Consider the following 18,109-nt stretch of genomic DNA (forward strand, 5'->3'; position numbering starts at 1 on the left):
AACTATTTGTTCAAAATGATAGGATTCTTTTTTTAGAAATACTATACTTCATCATAACTCAGAAAGAAAATTCTTCCTGTCACTCCTACCTCCAAGTTTCTTTAACGTTTAAATGTTCATCATAACGAATAGTTGATTATTACTTGTACTAAAATGAAAATTACTTCGTTAATTCATAATTCTAAAATTGAGGAAAATTTCAATTTTTATTACACAACTCAAAAATTTAAATTATGAAACTAAATTTTACATTTTTTAAAAAAAGTCAATTTTCAAAAATTGCCATGTTATCATTGGTAACATTATTTAGTTACCAACATGTAACATCGCAATCTATTGTAGAAAGATTTGGAAGATTACAAGTAAACGGAAGCCATGTAACCGCAGAAAATGGAAACAAAATAAGCCTTGCTGGTATGAGCTTATTTTGGAGTAGTTTTCAGGATGTAGGTGGAAAATTTTATACTGCTGAAGTAGTAAATCATTTGGCTACAGACTGGAAAACTCCTATTACAAGAGCAGCCATGGGTGTTGAAGAAGCCGGATTTGGATATGCATTTAATCCTCAAGCTGAGTTAAATAAAGTAAAAACTGTAGTAGACGCAGCTATCAGTGAAGGTATCTACGTAATTATAGACTTTCATACACATCACGCAGAAGATTATCAGCGAGAAGCTATCACATTTTTTACAGAAATGGCAGAAACATATGGAGATAATGATCATGTGATCTATGAAATCTATAATGAACCACTAAATACAACCACCTGGGAGACAGTTAAGAATTATGCAGCACCAGTCATTGCTGCTATCAGAAGTAAAGATCCTGACAATCTTATCATCGTCGGCACTCCTACCTGGTCGCAAGATGTACATCTTGCCGCAGCAAGCCCTATAACAGGAGATCCTAATTTAGCCTATACCTTACATTTTTATGCCGATTCTCACAGAGAATGGCTTAGAGATAGAGCCGATCAGGCGATGAATGATGGTATTGCTTTAATGGCTACCGAATGGGGTTCTGTACACTCAAGCGGAAATGGAGGTTATAACCCGACAGAAGCTCAAAAATGGGTAAATTGGATGACAGAAAACAAGATTAGCCATTTGAACTGGTCTGTAAGTGATAAAGATGAATCCGCATCAATCATAAAACCAAATGAAGGTATACAAGGTTTGCTTAACAATAGCCTTACTCAACCAGGTGGGTTTATAAGAGATATTATTCTTACACAAGCAGAAACATTGTCTGTAGATGATTTTACTATCGATGGAAATAAATTATCAATTAGTCAAAATCCAGTAGTCGATATTGTAACCATTGGCGGAGCAAAAAATCTGGAAGAAATTACAATCTACAATATGAATGGAAGCTCTGTTATCACAAAAAAAATAGATAGAAACAATCCACAAATCAACTTATCATCTTTAAGCACAGGCAACTACATCTTACAAGTACAAGATATCAATAAATCAAAAGCTGCTATTAAGATTATAAAGAAATAATATCTTACTTATACAACAGCACCTAAAAAAGTAGTATTTTAGGTGCTCTTTTAGTAAACTACCTCAGAGCAAGCTCGCGAGGCATTTATTGGAGAAAAAATAGTTCGATTTCGAGGCAAGCCTCCAGTTATACGATTTATAACTAAAAATTTCGCATATTCATCGTTTCTTTTTCCTTTCTACTTCGTTTAAAAAATAAACCGTAGCTATAGCTATGCTTGATTTTTTTGCCTTGCATAAAGAAAAAATAATTCAATGAATTTATACGAATTTTTTAATCACAAATCGTATTACATATTGATCATCGAGTAAACAAAAACTTTTGAAAAATAATATCCTCATATCCATTATATTTTTATGCATATCGTGTAAAAGTAGTTCTCAGAATATACACAAAGACTCTTTTAAGATCCAATACTTAGATGAATTCGTAATATACAATGATTCTATTTTTAAAGACACTAAGATCGGAGGATTATCTGGCATAGAATATAATACGCAAAATGATACTTATTACATTATCTCTGATGATGCAAAAATGCCTAGATTTTATACTGCCTCTATAAGCATAGAAAAACATAAATTCACATCGGTAACCATAGACCAGTTGACCAGCATTAAAGATAAAAAAAATAAATTCTTTGATACTAATATCGCAGATCTCGAAGCTATACGAATCTTAAATACCGACCAGTTAATTTTTGCTAGTGAAGGTTCTATCAAACATAATTATGAGCCCGCTATCTTCACTACAGATAAAAGAGGTAATTTTATTAATAATTTTAAACTCCCCCCCTATTTCCTAATAAATTCTGATTCAAACAACAAACCAAGACACAATGGAATATTCGAAGGATTAGTAAATGATATAAGTAACAAAGGGTATTGGGCGGCTATGGAACTTCCTTTAGAACTGGATGGAGAAGAGCCAACGGTTTATAATTCGGGAGCCCCGGTAAGGATTACTCATTTTGATATAAATACGAATCAAGCAGATTTTCAATTTACATATCCTCTTGATAAACTTGCTAAAGATCCAAAAGAAAAATTCGGAGTAAATGGTGTAACGGCAATGCTTCAACTTACTAAAAATCAATTCCTAATTGTGGAACGCGGATATGCTGCAGGCTATGGAACGCAAGGAAATACCGTGAGAATTTATCTAACCAATGCGCAAGATGTAACAAATACGCTAGATTTTGAATCTATAAAAGACAAAAAGTATCAATCAGCGACCAAACAATTACTTTTTGATTTTGAATCTATTAGAAATCAATTAACCGATCAGATTGTTGACAATATTGAAGGAATTACTTTTGGCCCTATATTAGCTAACGGAAATCAATCACTGATCTTAGTCGCAGATAATAACTTTAATCCTGCCACAGTTCAGATAAATCAACTTATATTACTGGAATTAATTAAAACAAAACAGTGATGATAAAATACATTAGAGCTATTTTTGTAATATGTGCATTATCCTTTTCCGGATTTGCACAAGAAACTTCAGACAATCAGGAGACAACTTACTTTTTTATTCGGCATGCAGAAAAAGAACTGGGTGATCCCACAAACAGAAACCCCAATCTTACTGAAACAGGTAGAAATCGCGCAGAAAACTGGTCTAAGGTATTTGCAGACACCACGATTGATTTTGTTTATAGCACCGATTATCTAAGAACACAACAGACTGCTGCACCTATTGCAAAAAGCAAGAAGCTTGTGATTACTTCTTATGATCCAAGAAATCTATATGATCAAGAATTTCGATCCAAAACAAAAGGAAAAACCTCGATTATCGTAGGTCATAGTAATTCGACCCCCGCATTTGTAAATAAGATCTTAGAGCAAAAAAAATATACCAGCATTGATGAAAAAGAGCACGGTAAGCTCTTTATTATAAAAATTGTAGGAGACACTATTACAGATACAGTTCTCACGATCAACTAGCCATTTTGCTTCACAGAATCCACATCAAACTATCTAATTTTAAGAGGATTACTTTTTAATTACAAAAAAGATAATTATTTTGCATATTCTGAATTTTATGAGTTCAATAAAACTAAAGATGATTTAAAAAATCTTTAAACACAAAAGGGAACGGTTATTTTAATCATCTAAGTTTTGATCTGACCTCTAAAATAATACATATAAACAGATGAAATACCTACTACTTTTACTTAGCATTAGTATACAATATCTTATGGCTCAAGATGCTACTGTATATGAAAATACTACCAAGACTTTTCAGGAGCATTTTAACAGTCAGAATATTGATGCTGTATTTGACTTGTACACTTCTGATTTACAAGAAGAAATGACAAAAGAAGGAGTGACTCGATTTATAAAAGGGTGTCACTCTCAATTCGGAAACTTAAAAAAACTAACTTTCATAGAATCTGCAGAAGGAATTAATAGTTATACCGCAGAATTTGATAATATCAGCCTTGTTATGGAGCTAAAGCTATCGACTGATGGAAAAATTGATACGATTCAGTTTCAGGAGCCATAATACCCTTTCTAAAATAATTACCTGCTAAAATCATTTCTTTTATTTCTAGTCTGAATTAAAAAATAATTTGATTCAGTTTGCGGTGATCTCACCTAAGAACTGATATCATTATTATAGCTGTAAACAGCTTCAATACAAAATAAGGTACGAACACCATTTATTCTATGAATTTAATAGAATAGCCTGTCTTTTTTTATCCTAATTTCAGAATAAAAATAAAATTAAATATATTTTTTATTATAGTAAATTCAAACAACGGCTAGTATACGCTTTCTTTAAGCAAAGCTTTTGTATTTTTGTAATCTTTACAAATCATTTTTGTAACATATTTTATGAGTCAAAACAGGATCAACATACTTAATAGAAAAGCAAAATTCGAATACGAGTTTTTGGATAAATATACCGCAGGGATTAAACTTGTAGGAACAGAAATTAAAGCAATAAGAGAAGGAAAAGCTGGAATTGCCGAGAGTTTTTGTGAGTTTCATAACGGAAGAGAACTTTTTGTCATCAATATGAATATAGAAGAATACTCTCACGCCACATATTTTAACCATACTCCAAAAAGTGAAAGAAAGTTACTATTAAATAAAAAAGAACTCAAAAAACTGGAAAAAGAAGTCAGAAACTCGGGGCTTACCATAGTACCAACCCGTCTTTTTGTTAATGATAGAGGTTTGGCAAAACTAGATATCGTTTTGGCACGGGGTAAAAAGTTATATGATAAGCGTGAAACAATAAAAGATCGAGACAATAAAAGAACTCTGGATAGGATCAAAAAGAATTACAAATAGTTTTATGGATTAGTGAACAAACAAATATCCCAAAAAAGTCTTCAATTCTAAACCCTACTATTGCTGTACCAATCAATTCTTATTCTCTAATAAAGGGACAAAACGAAATTCTCCAAACTCGTGTTTCTCGAATTGTGTGTCATTTTTACGAATAAACAATGTCATTATCTGTGGATCATCTCCTACCGGAATGACTAATCGTCCTCCAATCGCTAATTGTGCCATCAGAGGCTTAGGAACATATGGAGCTCCTGCAGTTACAATAATGCCCTTATAAGGAGCATACTGCTCCAATCCTTTATAACCGTCACCAAAAGATAAATGCTTAGGGCTATACCCTAATTTAGGTAAAAACAGTTTAGTTTTCTTAAACAATTCTCGTTGTCGCTCAATACTATACACTTTTATTCCCAACTCACACAAAACGGCAGTTTGATATCCAGATCCTGTGCCTATTTCCAGCACTTGATCTCCACGCTTTACTTCTAATAACTCTGTCTGAAAAGCAACTGTATATGGTTGAGAAATAGTTTGATCTGCACCAATAGGAAATGCCTTATCCTGATATGCATGATCATCAAAGCCAGAATCCATAAACAAATGTCTGGGTATCTTGCTGATTGCAGAAAGCACTTCCTTATTTTTGATTCCTTTTTTGACAAGCACATCAACCAATTGCTTCCTTTTTCCTGCGTGCTTTAGCGTATCTTTAGATTTCATTAAGGTATATTAACAGGCTAAAATTACATAAAGATTTTAAAGATTGACAAACAATTTTTGCTTTAGCCTGATTATTTTACATTTTAGCAGGAATTAAGATTTAGAATTTATAAATAATACTATTTTTGTGTAAAATCTTCAACTATGCTTAAAGCCGGAGTACTTGGTGCAGGACACCTTGGAAAAATTCACTTACGCCTTCTGGAACAATCCGAAAATTATAATCTTATTGGTTTCTATGATTCTAATGAGCAACAAGCAAAAGCTATATCACAAGAGTTTGGATATCAACTGTTCAATTCTGTAGAAGACTTAATTAATGCTGTAGATATGGTTGATATTGTGACTCCAACTTTTGCTCATTTTGAAGTAGCAAAGCAAGCTATACTGGCTGGTAAACATGTATTTATAGAAAAACCGATCACCAATACTGTTGAGGAAGCAGAAACATTAATAGCCCTTGCTAAAGCTCAAAACGTAAAAGGACAGGTTGGACACGTAGAACGATTTAACCCTGCTTATACAGCTGTCGCATCAAAAATTGATAATCCTATGTTTATCGAAGCGCATCGACTCGCAGAATTTAATCCCAGAGGTACTGATGTCCCAGTGGTATTAGACTTGATGATTCATGACATTGATGCCATTCTTAGTGTGGTAAACTCAGAAGTGAAAAATATTAGTGCCAGTGGAGTTTCTGTAATTAGCGAAACACCTGATATAGCAAATGCCAGAATCGAATTTAAAAATGGATGTGTTGCCAATCTTACAGCAAGTCGTATCTCCCTCAAAAACATGAGAAAATTAAGATTCTTTCAACGGGATGCTTATATCTCTATAAATTTCTTTGAAAAAAAATGTGAAGTCGTAAAAATGAAAGACGCTCCAGAAAAACCTGGTGATTTTGATATGATTTTACAAAATGCAGAAGGTATAAAGAAACAAATCTATTTTGATAATCCAAATGTCCCTTCTAATAATGCTATCTTAGATGAATTAGATACATTTGCAAAAGCGATACAAAATAACACAACCCCTATCGTGTCATTAGAACACGGAAAAAAAGCCCTGGAAGTTGCCCTAAAAGTGATTGAATGTTTTTAGTAATTAAATAAACATAAATAATGAAATTATTTCTCTTATTTTCAATCCCGTTAATCTTAGCAACGACCTACCATAAGCACAAAATTGATTTTTGTGCAACCCCTGAGACAGGATCATATTGGAATAAAGAAGAATTAGTCTGGCAATCCAAAAATATAATTCTGGCAAAAGCCATATTCTACGAGAGAAAAGAGAATAGAGATTATTATACTTTCGAAATTTTGGAAGTTCTTAAAGGAAAAGAAGATTCGGCGATCATCATACCATCGTATCTGGATACACCTATTAAAAATCATTTTTCGTCTCATACCAGTAGTTCATTTTGGGCAGAAAACACAGGTAGATCACCGTATCCTTGTTGTGTTTGTCAACCGTTACACACATTTGAAGAAGGAAAGACATATCTGCTATTTCCTGATGCCATTGGAGCCATGGCTTCGGCAGAGATTATTATTTCTAAACACGATAAGTGGCTAAAATATGTAAAAAATAAACTAAACAACAAACGCCAAATCTCCTATAACTAAAAAGCATACACAATCACAATACACATAAAATAATGAAAAACATTGCAGTAATTGGTGCAGGAACCATGGGAAATGGTATTGCGCATACATTTGCCCAAAAAGGTTTTAAAGTTCAGCTTATCGATATTTCTCAGAAATCCATAGATAAAGGTATCGCGACTATTACTAAAAATCTGGACAGGATGATTGCCAAAGAAAAAATCACCGAGGCAGACAAAGAAGCTACCCTTGGTAATATTTCTACTCATACCCATATCAAAGAAGGTGTAGAATATGCAGAATTGGTTATTGAAGCTGCCACAGAAAATGTAGATCTCAAATTAAACATTTTTAAAGAACTTAGTGACGCCTGTCCTGAAGATACCATTTTGGCAACAAATACTTCTTCGATCTCTATCACACAGATTGCAGCTGTCACTAATAGACCAGAAATGGTTATCGGGATGCATTTTATGAACCCTGTTCCTATGATGAAATTAGTAGAAATTATCAGAGGATATAACACTTCTGATAAAGTCACGAACACGATCATGGAAGTCTCTAAAACGCTAGGCAAAGTCCCCGTAGAAGTAAATGACTACCCTGGTTTTGTAGCCAATCGAATCCTGATGCCTATGATTAATGAATCTATCGAAACCTTATATAATGGCGTTGCTGGAGTATCAGAAATTGATACGGTTATGAAATTAGGCATGGCACATCCTATGGGACCACTACAATTAGCTGATTTTATAGGATTAGATGTATGTCTTTCGATCCTTAATGTAATGTATGATGGCTTTAAAAACCCCAAGTATGCTCCCTGCCCACTTCTTGTCAATATGGTAATGGCCGGAAAATTAGGTGTAAAAAGCGGTGAAGGTTTTTATGATTATTCTGAGAACAAAAAAGCAGAAAAGCTAGCTAAACAATTTAAATAACAAACAAAATAAATCTCTGATGAGATATACAATAGCAGTTTTATAAATTGATGAAGCGTTCTATATCCATTCTTATACTTCTCGTAATACTTTTTTCATATAAAGAAAAAAGTATCACGACAATAGATAAAATACAGATGTCTATACCAGACGCAACACTCCTTATCCAGAACAGATATGCTGTGTATGATTCCTTATTTGCCAAGCATCCTGATTTTATAGCCCCAAATTTTGATTTCCCTGTAGGTAAACCCAATGCAACAGGATACTATAATGCTCAGAAGTTTACAGAAAACAATCATCTGGGCGACGACTGGAACGGAATTGGTGGTGGTAATTCGGATCTTGGGGATGCTGTTTATTCTATAGCAAATGGTTATGTTTCTTTTGCTCAGCATATCAAAGGCGGTTGGGGTAACGTAATTCGCATTGTTCATCGATATGAAGGCAACTATTATGAATCTGTATATGCACATTGCCAAACCATAAAAGTAAAAGAAGGAGACTTGATTAAAAAAGGAACTCTGATCGGAACTATCGGTACTGCTAATGGAATATATTTGGCACATCTTCACCTGGAAATCAGAGATAATATCTTTATGGATATTGGCGGTGGCTATGCTGAGGATACAAAAGGATATATTGACCCAACTAAATTCATACAAAGAAACTAACAAAACAATATGAAAACCAACGTTGTCATCGTTATTTTAATAACAATCAATTTTTTAGTTTCTTGTAACGAAAACAAAAAAATAAAAACTTACTAGTAAAAACTACTTATTATGAATTTAAAACTTAGTACTCCACTATATATAATCCTTATATTTTGCATTCTATTGGCATCTTGCAAAAATGATCAAAAGGCTTCTTCTGTAGAGAAAGCCGTTTCTAAACGAGGAGTTGATGAATATATCATATATGGTACTATTAAAAATATGCCAGACAGCACCAGGATATACCGTAATGTAAATAACCAACCTGTAGATTCCACCTTTCTTATCAAAGAAAAATTTGAATTCCGTGGGTCAGTAGAGGAACCAACAAATATGGTTTTTCATACCCGTAATTTTCAAGATGGTTATATTTTTAGCTGGGTAGAAAATCAGGACATCACTATTTATGCAGAAAAAGGAAAGTTGCAAACAGCAAAAGTTTCTGCAGGAAAGGCGCAAGGAGAACAGCAGGAATTGACAAAAAGAACGGATAGCCTGGATAAGGTATATCGTGGTATCCAACTCATGTATAAAATGCAAAAGGTCAATGAAAAAAACCAGGATTCTATCAGGCAACAGCAAGAGTTAATTAAGGAAACTTCAGAAAAAATAATGAAAACATTTATAAAAGACTTTTCGGATTCATATGTTAGCATAAGTCTGCTGGATGTTTATAAAGCGTCTTGGGATAAAAAAGACATTGCAGAATTATACGCTAATTTTTCTGATCCTATTAAGGCTTCTACAAAAGGTAAACTAATTAATGATTATCTGACACTTCCGCAAAAACCTGAAATAGGAGATACTTATGTTGATTTTGAGTTACCGAATACTGATGGTAATCAAGTTAGCATATCTGATACAAAAGCAAACTACACATTAGTTGATTTCTGGGCTTCCTGGTGTGCTCCCTGCAGGAAAGAAAATCCTTTTTTAGTCAAAACATATATGGCATATAAAAATAAAGGCTTCGAGATTGTAGGCGTATCGCTAGACAAAAAGAAATCCAACTGGATACAGGCTATCGATAAAGATCAGCTGCCTTGGGTAAATCTTAGAGATCCGGAAGGTGAAAAATCGCGAACGGCACTCATTTATAAAATACAATCGATACCTTATAATTTTCTTATAGATAATAAAGGTACTATCATAGCAGAAAACCTTAGAGGTCCTCAATTAGAGAACAAACTTAAGGAATTATTTAAATAAGATTCACAAATAACTATATGGCAAAAATCCTTCCTTTTAAGGCAGTCAGACCTACTAGAGACAAAGTTAGCCTGATTGCCTCGCGATCATATCAGAGTTATACTCCAGAGGAGCGTGATGCCAGAATGGATTATAATCCTTACTCCTTTTTGCATATCGTAAACCCGGGTTATAAATATCATAAAGAAATTTCTGGAGAAGAGCGCTATAAACTGGTACGTAATCGATATCTGGAGTTTAAAGAGGAAGAAATTTTTATACAAGATGAAACCCCCTGCTATTATGTTTACAAAATCGTTAATAGAGAATCAGAAATTTTTTGCGGTATTATAGCGGCGGCAAGCACAGAAGATTATAAAAATAATATTATTAAAAAACATGAAAACACATTAAAAGACAGAGAAAATACTTTTAAGGAATACCTAAAAACCGTAGGTTTTAATGCAGAACCTGTACTCCTCACCTATCCGGATAATACAATTATCTCCCAGATAATCAAGGAAGTCATTCAGGAAAGAGCTGAATATGAATTTACTTCTACTTACAGGGATACCCATTACTTATGGAGAGTATCAGGAAAAGAGTATATAGAGAAAATACAAAATACATTTGATACGCTGGATACTATCTATATTGCGGATGGTCATCATAGATCTGCTTCTTCTTATTTACTAACAGAAGATCTGGCATCCAAAAACCCTAATCATCAGGGAACAGAGGCATACAATTACTTTATGGGCTACCTGATTCCTGAATCAGATCTGAGAATATATGAATTTAATCGATTGATCAAAGATCTTAATGGATTGTCTAAAGAAGAATTCCTGATTCACCTCGATGAATGGTTTCGTATTGAAAATAGAGGAATCGAAGTCTACAAACCCTCCAAACCTCATCATTTTAGTATGTATCTGGGCGGAGAGTTTTATTCATTATATTTGAGAAAAACAAATTATAGTTTTACAAATGCATTAGAAGAATTAGATGCTCAAATTTTGTATCAAACTGTTCTAGCGCCTATTCTTGGCATTAGAGATCTCAGATCTGATACCCGGATTGAATATTCTCATGGAAAAAATGATATTGTTTATGTTAAGAATATGATAGATCAGGGCGAGTTTGAAGTTGGTTTTGGTTTATATCCCGCCACAGTAGATCAAATGATGAGAATTGCTGATCAAGGTTTAAAAATGCCTCCTAAAAGCACCTATATCGAACCTAAACTAAGAAGTGGCATTACCATCTATGAATTTGAAAACAATGTACAAACAAAACATCTCTAAAAAAAAACGTACCTGTCTGATATATATAAATTTAGGTATATTTACGCTTTATGAATTCTATTGAGAAAAACCTACATTACATCCGTAAAACAATTCCTGGAGAAGTTATGCTTGTAGCTGTCTCTAAAACCAAACCTATTGCTGATCTCGCAAAAGCGTATGATGCAGGGCAACGTATTTTTGGAGAAAATAAAATTCAGGAAATGACCCAGAAATGGGAAGAAATGCCAAAAGATGTCTTATGGCATATGATTGGTCACGTGCAGACAAACAAAGTAAAATATATGGCACCCTATGTAGACACAATTCATGCAGTAGACAGCTTAAAGCTCTTGAGAGAAATCAATAAACAAGCTTCTAAAAATAAAAGAATTATCAACTGCCTCTTACAAATGAAAATTGCTGAAGAAGACAGTAAATTTGGACTTAATAAAAATGATATTGTTAAGCTACTAAACACTCAGGAAGTAAAAATGTTTACTAATATTAGGATCAAAGGATTTATGGGTATGGCTACTTTTACAGAAGATCAGGAGCAGATTAAAAATGAATTCAAAAGTATACACAGTCTTTTTAAAGAAACAAAAACTGATTTTCCTGAAATAAACACACTATCCATTGGTATGAGTGGTGATTATAGACTTGCTATTGATTGTGGAAGTACCATGGTAAGAATAGGGAGTTCCATTTTTGGAACAAGAAATTATCCATAATAAACTATCTCGGAGAGCAAACTCACGAGACATTTACTGGACAAAACATTTCGATTTCGAGGCTAGCCTCGGAGCATTTAAATCTCGATTAACGAGTAAAAAATGTAACTTTAATATAAATTAACTTATAAAAAAATATCCTGCCAAAAACGTATGATGTATGCAATTTTAGATATAGAAACAACAGGAGGTAAATATAATGAAGAAGGAATAACAGAAATTGCAATATATAAATTTGATGGTCATAAAATAGTAGATCAATATATTAGTTTGATTAATCCTGAGCGTCCAATACAACCTTTTGTAGTTAATTTAACGGGGATTAATAATAAAATGTTACATAATGCGCCTAAGTTTTATGAGGTAGCTAAGAGAATTGTAGAGATAACCACAGATTGTATTATTGTAGCCCATAATGCAAGTTTTGACTACAGAATCTTAAGAACAGAATTCGAAAGACTTGGTTTTCAATACGAAAGGAAATCACTATGTACCGTAGAATTATCAAAAATCCTCATCCCCGATCAGCAATCCTACAGCCTGGGAAAACTAGTAAGGGGATTAGGAATTCCTCTTTCTGACAGGCATAGAGCTAATGGTGATGCTCAGGCTACCGTAAAACTTTTTAAGTTATTGCTATCAAAAGATATAGAAAAAAAGATCATTACAGAAACTGTACGATCTGATACTAAAAAACAGATTGATAATAAATTATTAAAACTATTAGAAAAGGTTCCGTCTGTAACTGGCGTATACTACATACACAATGAAAATGGTGTTATTATCTATATCGGAAAAAGTAAAAATATCAAAAAACGCATCCGGCAGCATTTTACCAATGAAAATAAAAAATCAAAAAAAATCCAGGAAGAGGTTACAGATGTAAACTATGAGATTACAGGAAGTGAACTTCTTGCACTATTAAAAGAAAATGAGGAAATCAAACGTATTAAACCAAAATACAACCGGGCGTTAAAAAGAGTGAAATTTGACCAGGCCTTATATCAATTTACAGATGATCAAGGATATATAAACCTAAAGGTAGCTAAGGTAGATGGTCGTAAATCCAGTGTCACAACTTTTACCAATAGACAACAAGCTAAATCTTTCATGCATCGTTGGGTAGACGAATATAGTTTATGCCAAAAATTAATGAATCTGGACAAAGGAAAAAATAACTGCTTTAATTATACGATCAAAAAGTGTCTGGGGGCTTGCATTCTAGAAGAATCCCCAGAAGAATACAATGCTAGAGTACAGCAATTGATTCATAATTATTCTTTAGGCAAACAAGATATGATTATTATTGACCGTGGTAGAGATATTGATGAGCAAGCCGTTATTCTTATAGAAAACGGAAAATTTATGGGTATTGGATATTTCACATTAAATCATCAAATCAATAATCTGGATATACTGAGATCTATTATTACTCCTATGCATCATAATCGGGATGCTCAACATATTATACAAAGTTATCTAAGGCAGAATAAAAAATTAAAAACCATCGTATTATCCAGCAGTGAGAATAAAATTAACTAATCAGGGTAACTTTTTGATAAGATAACACACTTACTTATATAGAACAACATTATATAACTACTAATGAATAAAAAGTTACTTATCATTTTTTCTGCTCTTTTTTTTATGACAACCCAGGCTCAGGAAATCTACAATGATAAAAGTATGGTTGTAAGCAGAGACGATCTTAAAAATTCCAAATACCAAAAAGATACAACGGCTAATGCTTTTTATATTTATGAAAAAGGATTTAGCAGAGTAGAAAATGGTAATAAATACAATTTACTCACAGATTATGAGCGAAAAATCAAAATACTGAACCCAAATGGATACAACGAAGCTACTATAGAAATCCTTTTATACAAAGATAAAAACAGGAAAGAGAAAATTCGAAAAATATTGGCATATACGTATAATCTAAAAAACAACAAGATTATAAGAACAAAGGTAAAAGAAAGTGATATCTATAGAGAACAATATGATGAACACTATACCTTGGTAAAGTTTACATTTCCCGATATCAAACCAGGCTCTGTAATTACCTATTCATATCAAAAAGAATCGCCATATATATTCAAATTTAATGGCTGGGATTTTCAGGATGATATCCCTAAGCTGTATAGTGAATATATTTCTGATCTTCCTGGAAATTATATCTACAACATAAAACTCGTTGGTTTCCTTACACTGGATACCAATGAATCGACATTAATCAAAAGATGCCTGGAAATAGCAAACGGAGCTTCTGCCGATTGTTCCCATAATGTATATATTATGAAAGATATTCCTGCTTTTGAAGAAGAAAAATACATGACTGCAAAAAAGAATTATTTTTCACGAATAAATTATGAATTAAAAGAATATAACGGGTTTGACGGAAAAAACAAAAAATATACAGAAACCTGGAAAGATGTAGATAAAAAATTTAAATCAGAAAAAGGAATAGGATTACAGCTTAAAAAAATAAATAGCACTAAAAATATCCTTCCTGATTCGATACTTACCACTCCTAATACGCTGGAAAAAGCTAAAAACATCCATAGTTTCATTAGCAATACTTATACCTGGAATGGAAAATATAAAATATTCAGCGATGTTACAATAAAAGAAGTCATAGATAACAAAGTAGGTAATGTTTCTGGTATCAATATCCTGTTACATAACACGTTAAAACAACAGGGATTTGATGTAAGTCCGATTTTGGTATCCACAAGAGAGAATGGATACGCTACAAAAATTTACCCTATAATTTCTGATTTTAACTATATCATCATACAACTATCTCTAGACGGAAAAAAGTACCTATTAGATGCTACCGAAAAACTATTGCCTTTTGGTGAGGTTCCTTATAGATGTTTAAATCAGTATGGGAGACTGATGGATTTTAAAAAAGGAAGTTACTGGGTAGATATTAAATCTAGCATGAAATCTTTTCATTATTATAATGAAGATTTAAAACTTTCTAAAGAAAATAATAGTGTTACCGGAAAATTAGAATATGTATATTCTGGACATCATGGCTATACAAAGAGAAAACGCATCCAGAGAACATCTCAAAATGCATATCTAAAAAAGATCAAAAACCTTAACGATGAAATTGAAGTTGTAGACGCTACATTAAAAAACATTACTAAAATTGAAAAACCCTTTATAGAAAATTTCTTGATCAAAAAAGAATATGAAGAAACAGATAATTTATTATTTATTAATCCATTCCTCAATCCATTCTTTAAAGAAAATCCTTTTAAACTGAGTAAAAGGACATATCCTGTAGATTTTGGCTATAAAGATTCCTATACATATATAGTTTCTATAGAAATTCCTGAAAACTTTGAATTTCTGGATATTCCTGAAAACTTAAATTATCAACTTCCTGAAAGCACAGGGAAATTGAGCTTAGGCTTTCAAAAACAGGGCAATAAACTATTAATTAATCATAGAATTATATTTACATCTTCCTACTATCCTCCGGAATTTTATGATGCTTTAAAAGAGTTTTTTAATCTTATCGTAGATATGGAAAATAATACTGTGATTACCATAAAAAAAACTAATTGATTTTTTAGTATTTTAGTCAAAATCAAACATCTTGGAAAAGAAAACACGACATAAAACCTGGAAAGACAATTTACACGAAATTATATATGAAGCAGACACTCCATTAGGTAAAATTTTTGATGTAATCTTACTCATACTAATTTTACTAAGTATTGTATTTGTAATGCTGGAGAGCGTTAAAGGGCTTTCTGAAAAAACGTATACGTTTTTATACTATTCTGAATGGGTAATTACCATTTTTTTTACTTTTGAATACATTGCCAGAGTTATTTCTATAAAAAAACCTTCTAAATATATTTTTAGTTTTTATGGAATTATAGATTTTCTATCCACAATACCGCTTTATTTATCATTTTTTATTGTTGGATCTAGCGCATTGCTTACCGTAAGAGCACTTAGATTATTAAGAGTTTTTAGAATTCTTAAAATTTCAAGATATATAGGAGAGTCCAATAAATTAGCCAAAGCCATAAAAGACAGTAGAGCTAAGATTCTTGTATTTTTATTCGCTGTTGTAGTACTTTGCATTATAACAGGAACGTTAATGTATATTATAGAAGGAGAAGAAAGTGGTTTCAAAAATATTCCTATAAGCGTATATTGGTGCATTGTAACACTCACCACTGTTGGGTATGGAGATATCGCCCCTATAACTCCCGTAGGACAATTATTAGCTGCCATTATCATGATTATGGGGTATGGCATTATTGCAGTTCCTACAGGAATTGTTAGTGCTGAATATGCACAACAAATAAAGAAAATCTATACAAATACACAATCTTGTAGAAATTGTAACGAGACTATGCATGCCGATCATGCAAAATTCTGTCATAAATGTGGAGAGAATCTATACAATGAAACATAATCTTATTGTCATAACAGGGCCGACAGCCATTGGTAAGACCAGCTTGAGTATTCAGTTGGCTAATAGTTTTAATTGTGAAATTGTTTCTGCAGATAGCAGACAATTCTATAAAGAGATGAATATAGGAACTGCGGTACCTGATCCTGAAGAATTAGAACAAGTCAATCATCATTTTATACAGCATAAAAGTATTACAGAAGAGTATTCTGTTGGAGATTTTGAAAAAGATGCGCTCAAAACATTGACTACCCTTTTTGAGAATCATACGCATGCTATTCTTGTTGGAGGTTCTGGATTATATATCAATGCCATTACTCAGGGACTGGATACTTTTCCAAAGGTAAATAAAGAAATTCGTGCACAATTACAAGAAACATGTGATACAAAAGGGATAGAAAGCTTACAACAACAGCTAGAAGAACTGGATCCTATATACTATAAACAAGTAGATCTATATAACACACACCGTGTAATGAGAGCCTTAGAGATCTGCATTAGTAGTAGTAAGCCGTATTCTTCTTTCCTTACCAGAACCCAAAAAAAGCGCCCATTTAATATCATCAAAATCGGTATTACTGCAGATAGAAATATTATCTATGACAGAATAAATAAAAGAGTCGATATTATGATCAATAACGGGTTGATAGATGAAGTAACCGGGTTGTATCCATACAAGCATCTTAATGCCTTGAACACGGTTGGGTATAAAGAGATTTTTGGTCACCTTGACAATAACTATGATATTGACTTTGCCATTTCGGAAATTAAAAAAAATACCCGGCGTTTCTCTAAAAGACAACTTACCTGGTTTAGAAAAGATCCTGAAATTAGTTGGTTTGATTATCAAGATCCAACTGAATTGATACTATCGCATATCAAAAAAAGATCGATATAGATAATTTATCTATATCAACCTCTTTTTATTTTATTTACCGTTGTTTTTATTATCTAGGATTCATCACTTCTCACAACAAGTCTGAATCCTTCTCCGTGGATATTTAGAATCTCCACATTTTCATCTTTCTTTAAATACTTTCTTAGTTTAGCGATATATACATCCATACTTCTTGATGTAAAGTAATTATCATCTCTCCAGATTTTTGTAAGCGCTAATTCTCGAGGCATTAAATCATTGAGGTGCAATGCTAATAATCGAAGTAATTCATTTTCTTTGGGAGAAAGTTTTATAGGGTCATCCTCTTTAAAAGTCAAAAACCTAAGTTTAGAATTAAGATGAAATCCTCCTATTTTAAACTCAAATTGTTTGCTATCTGCTACAGACTCTGTACTCTTACGTTGCATGATAGCCTGTATTTTCATTAATAATACTTCACTATCAAATGGCTTATTAAGGTAATCATCTGCTCCTACTTTATATCCTTTCAGGACATCTTCTTTCATTGCTTTTGCAGTCAGGAAGATAATAGGAACTTCTTCATTTTTATCCCTGATTTCTTTTGCCAATGTAAACCCATCCTTATAAGGCATCATTACATCAAGAATACACATATCATAATCATCTTTTTTAAACTTCTCGAAGCCTTCCATACCATTCTTAGCATGCACAACATCATAGTCATTCATTATTAGATAATCCTTTAATACTGTTCCGAAATTCGGATCATCTTCTACCAACAGTATTTTTTTGTTTTCTGTTTCCAT

The 18,109-nt window shown here is 32.6% G+C and carries 18 protein-coding genes; 16 read left to right on the forward strand and 2 right to left on the reverse strand.

What is annotated here, in order from left to right; translation table 11 throughout:
• The first annotated feature begins 233 nt into the window (after positions 1-233).
• The 5 genes from F0000_RS04975 to smpB all read left to right on the forward strand — a co-directional run bounded on the left by F0000_RS04975 (position 234) and on the right by smpB (position 4,811).
• A complete protein-coding gene (locus F0000_RS04975; protein WP_149623607.1) occupies positions 234-1,505 on the forward strand; it encodes a cellulase family glycosylhydrolase in 1,272 nt (423 codons plus the stop codon).
• Between the two features lie 322 nt (positions 1,506-1,827).
• Positions 1,828-2,943 (forward strand): esterase-like activity of phytase family protein, encoded by a 1,116-nt coding sequence (locus F0000_RS04980; RefSeq protein ID WP_149623608.1) that lies wholly within the window; start codon positions 1,828-1,830, stop codon positions 2,941-2,943.
• The gene (locus F0000_RS04985; RefSeq protein ID WP_255452621.1) at positions 2,943-3,455 is read left to right on the forward strand and encodes a histidine phosphatase family protein; all 513 of its coding nucleotides are present in this window, start codon (positions 2,943-2,945) and stop codon (positions 3,453-3,455) included. The genes F0000_RS04980 and F0000_RS04985 overlap by 1 nt, the downstream gene beginning before the upstream one ends.
• 208 nt (positions 3,456-3,663) lie before the next feature.
• Positions 3,664-4,017 (forward strand): DUF3887 domain-containing protein, encoded by a 354-nt coding sequence (locus F0000_RS04990; RefSeq protein ID WP_149623609.1) that lies wholly within the window; start codon positions 3,664-3,666, stop codon positions 4,015-4,017.
• Between the two features lie 332 nt (positions 4,018-4,349).
• Positions 4,350-4,811 carry an SsrA-binding protein SmpB gene (gene smpB, locus F0000_RS04995; protein WP_149623610.1) on the forward strand — a complete coding sequence of 154 codons (462 nt, stop codon included), beginning with the start codon at positions 4,350-4,352 and terminating at the stop codon, positions 4,809-4,811.
• 72 nt (positions 4,812-4,883) lie between these two features.
• Here smpB and F0000_RS05000 read toward each other — a convergent pair whose 3' ends face one another.
• On the reverse strand, positions 4,884-5,531 hold the full coding sequence (locus F0000_RS05000) for a protein-L-isoaspartate(D-aspartate) O-methyltransferase (protein WP_149623611.1): 648 nt from the start codon (positions 5,529-5,531) through the stop codon (positions 4,884-4,886).
• 144 nt (positions 5,532-5,675) lie between these two features.
• On the opposite strand from F0000_RS05000, the gene F0000_RS05005 reads away from it, so the two are divergent.
• The 11 genes from F0000_RS05005 to miaA all read left to right on the forward strand — a co-directional run bounded on the left by F0000_RS05005 (position 5,676) and on the right by miaA (position 17,342).
• Positions 5,676-6,635: a Gfo/Idh/MocA family protein gene (locus tag F0000_RS05005; RefSeq protein WP_149623612.1), complete on the forward strand. Its 960-nt coding sequence runs from the start codon at positions 5,676-5,678 to the stop codon at positions 6,633-6,635.
• Positions 6,636-6,655: 20 nt separating this feature from the next.
• On the forward strand, positions 6,656-7,162 hold the full coding sequence (locus F0000_RS05010; protein WP_149623613.1) for a hypothetical protein: 507 nt from the start codon (positions 6,656-6,658) through the stop codon (positions 7,160-7,162).
• Positions 7,163-7,194: 32 nt separating this feature from the next.
• The gene (locus F0000_RS05015; RefSeq protein ID WP_149623614.1) at positions 7,195-8,082 is read left to right on the forward strand and encodes a 3-hydroxybutyryl-CoA dehydrogenase; all 888 of its coding nucleotides are present in this window, start codon (positions 7,195-7,197) and stop codon (positions 8,080-8,082) included.
• Positions 8,083-8,219: 137 nt separating this feature from the next.
• Positions 8,220-8,756 (forward strand): murein hydrolase activator EnvC, encoded by a 537-nt coding sequence (locus F0000_RS05020; RefSeq protein WP_149623615.1) that lies wholly within the window; start codon positions 8,220-8,222, stop codon positions 8,754-8,756.
• 111 nt (positions 8,757-8,867) lie between these two features.
• Complete coding sequence (locus F0000_RS05025; protein ID WP_149623616.1) at positions 8,868-10,007, forward strand: TlpA disulfide reductase family protein; 1,140 nt, start codon at positions 8,868-8,870, stop codon at positions 10,005-10,007.
• Positions 10,008-10,024: 17 nt separating this feature from the next.
• A complete protein-coding gene (locus F0000_RS05030; RefSeq protein ID WP_149623617.1) occupies positions 10,025-11,290 on the forward strand; it encodes a DUF1015 domain-containing protein in 1,266 nt (421 codons plus the stop codon).
• 50 nt (positions 11,291-11,340) lie between these two features.
• The gene (locus F0000_RS05035; protein WP_149623618.1) at positions 11,341-12,003 is read left to right on the forward strand and encodes a YggS family pyridoxal phosphate-dependent enzyme; all 663 of its coding nucleotides are present in this window, start codon (positions 11,341-11,343) and stop codon (positions 12,001-12,003) included.
• Between the two features lie 156 nt (positions 12,004-12,159).
• Positions 12,160-13,545: an exonuclease domain-containing protein gene (locus tag F0000_RS05040; RefSeq protein ID WP_149623619.1), complete on the forward strand. Its 1,386-nt coding sequence runs from the start codon at positions 12,160-12,162 to the stop codon at positions 13,543-13,545.
• A 63-nt stretch (positions 13,546-13,608) separates the two neighbouring features.
• The gene (locus F0000_RS05045) at positions 13,609-15,582 is read left to right on the forward strand and encodes a DUF3857 domain-containing protein (protein ID WP_149623620.1); all 1,974 of its coding nucleotides are present in this window, start codon (positions 13,609-13,611) and stop codon (positions 15,580-15,582) included.
• 31 nt (positions 15,583-15,613) lie between these two features.
• Positions 15,614-16,447, forward strand: coding sequence for an ion transporter (locus F0000_RS05050; protein ID WP_149623621.1), 834 nt, complete (start codon positions 15,614-15,616; stop codon positions 16,445-16,447).
• Positions 16,437-17,342, forward strand: a complete 906-nt coding sequence (gene miaA, locus F0000_RS05055; RefSeq protein WP_149623622.1) for a tRNA (adenosine(37)-N6)-dimethylallyltransferase MiaA — start codon at positions 16,437-16,439, stop codon at positions 17,340-17,342. Before F0000_RS05050 ends, miaA begins: the two co-directional genes overlap by 11 nt.
• Positions 17,343-17,395: 53 nt before the next feature.
• On the opposite strand, the gene F0000_RS05060 is transcribed toward miaA, so the two are convergent.
• Complete coding sequence (locus tag F0000_RS05060) at positions 17,396-18,109, reverse strand: response regulator transcription factor (protein WP_149623623.1); 714 nt, start codon at positions 18,107-18,109, stop codon at positions 17,396-17,398.

This window comes from Aquimarina sp. RZ0, from assembly GCF_008370685.1.
Lineage (GTDB): Bacteria > Bacteroidota > Bacteroidia > Flavobacteriales > Flavobacteriaceae > Aquimarina.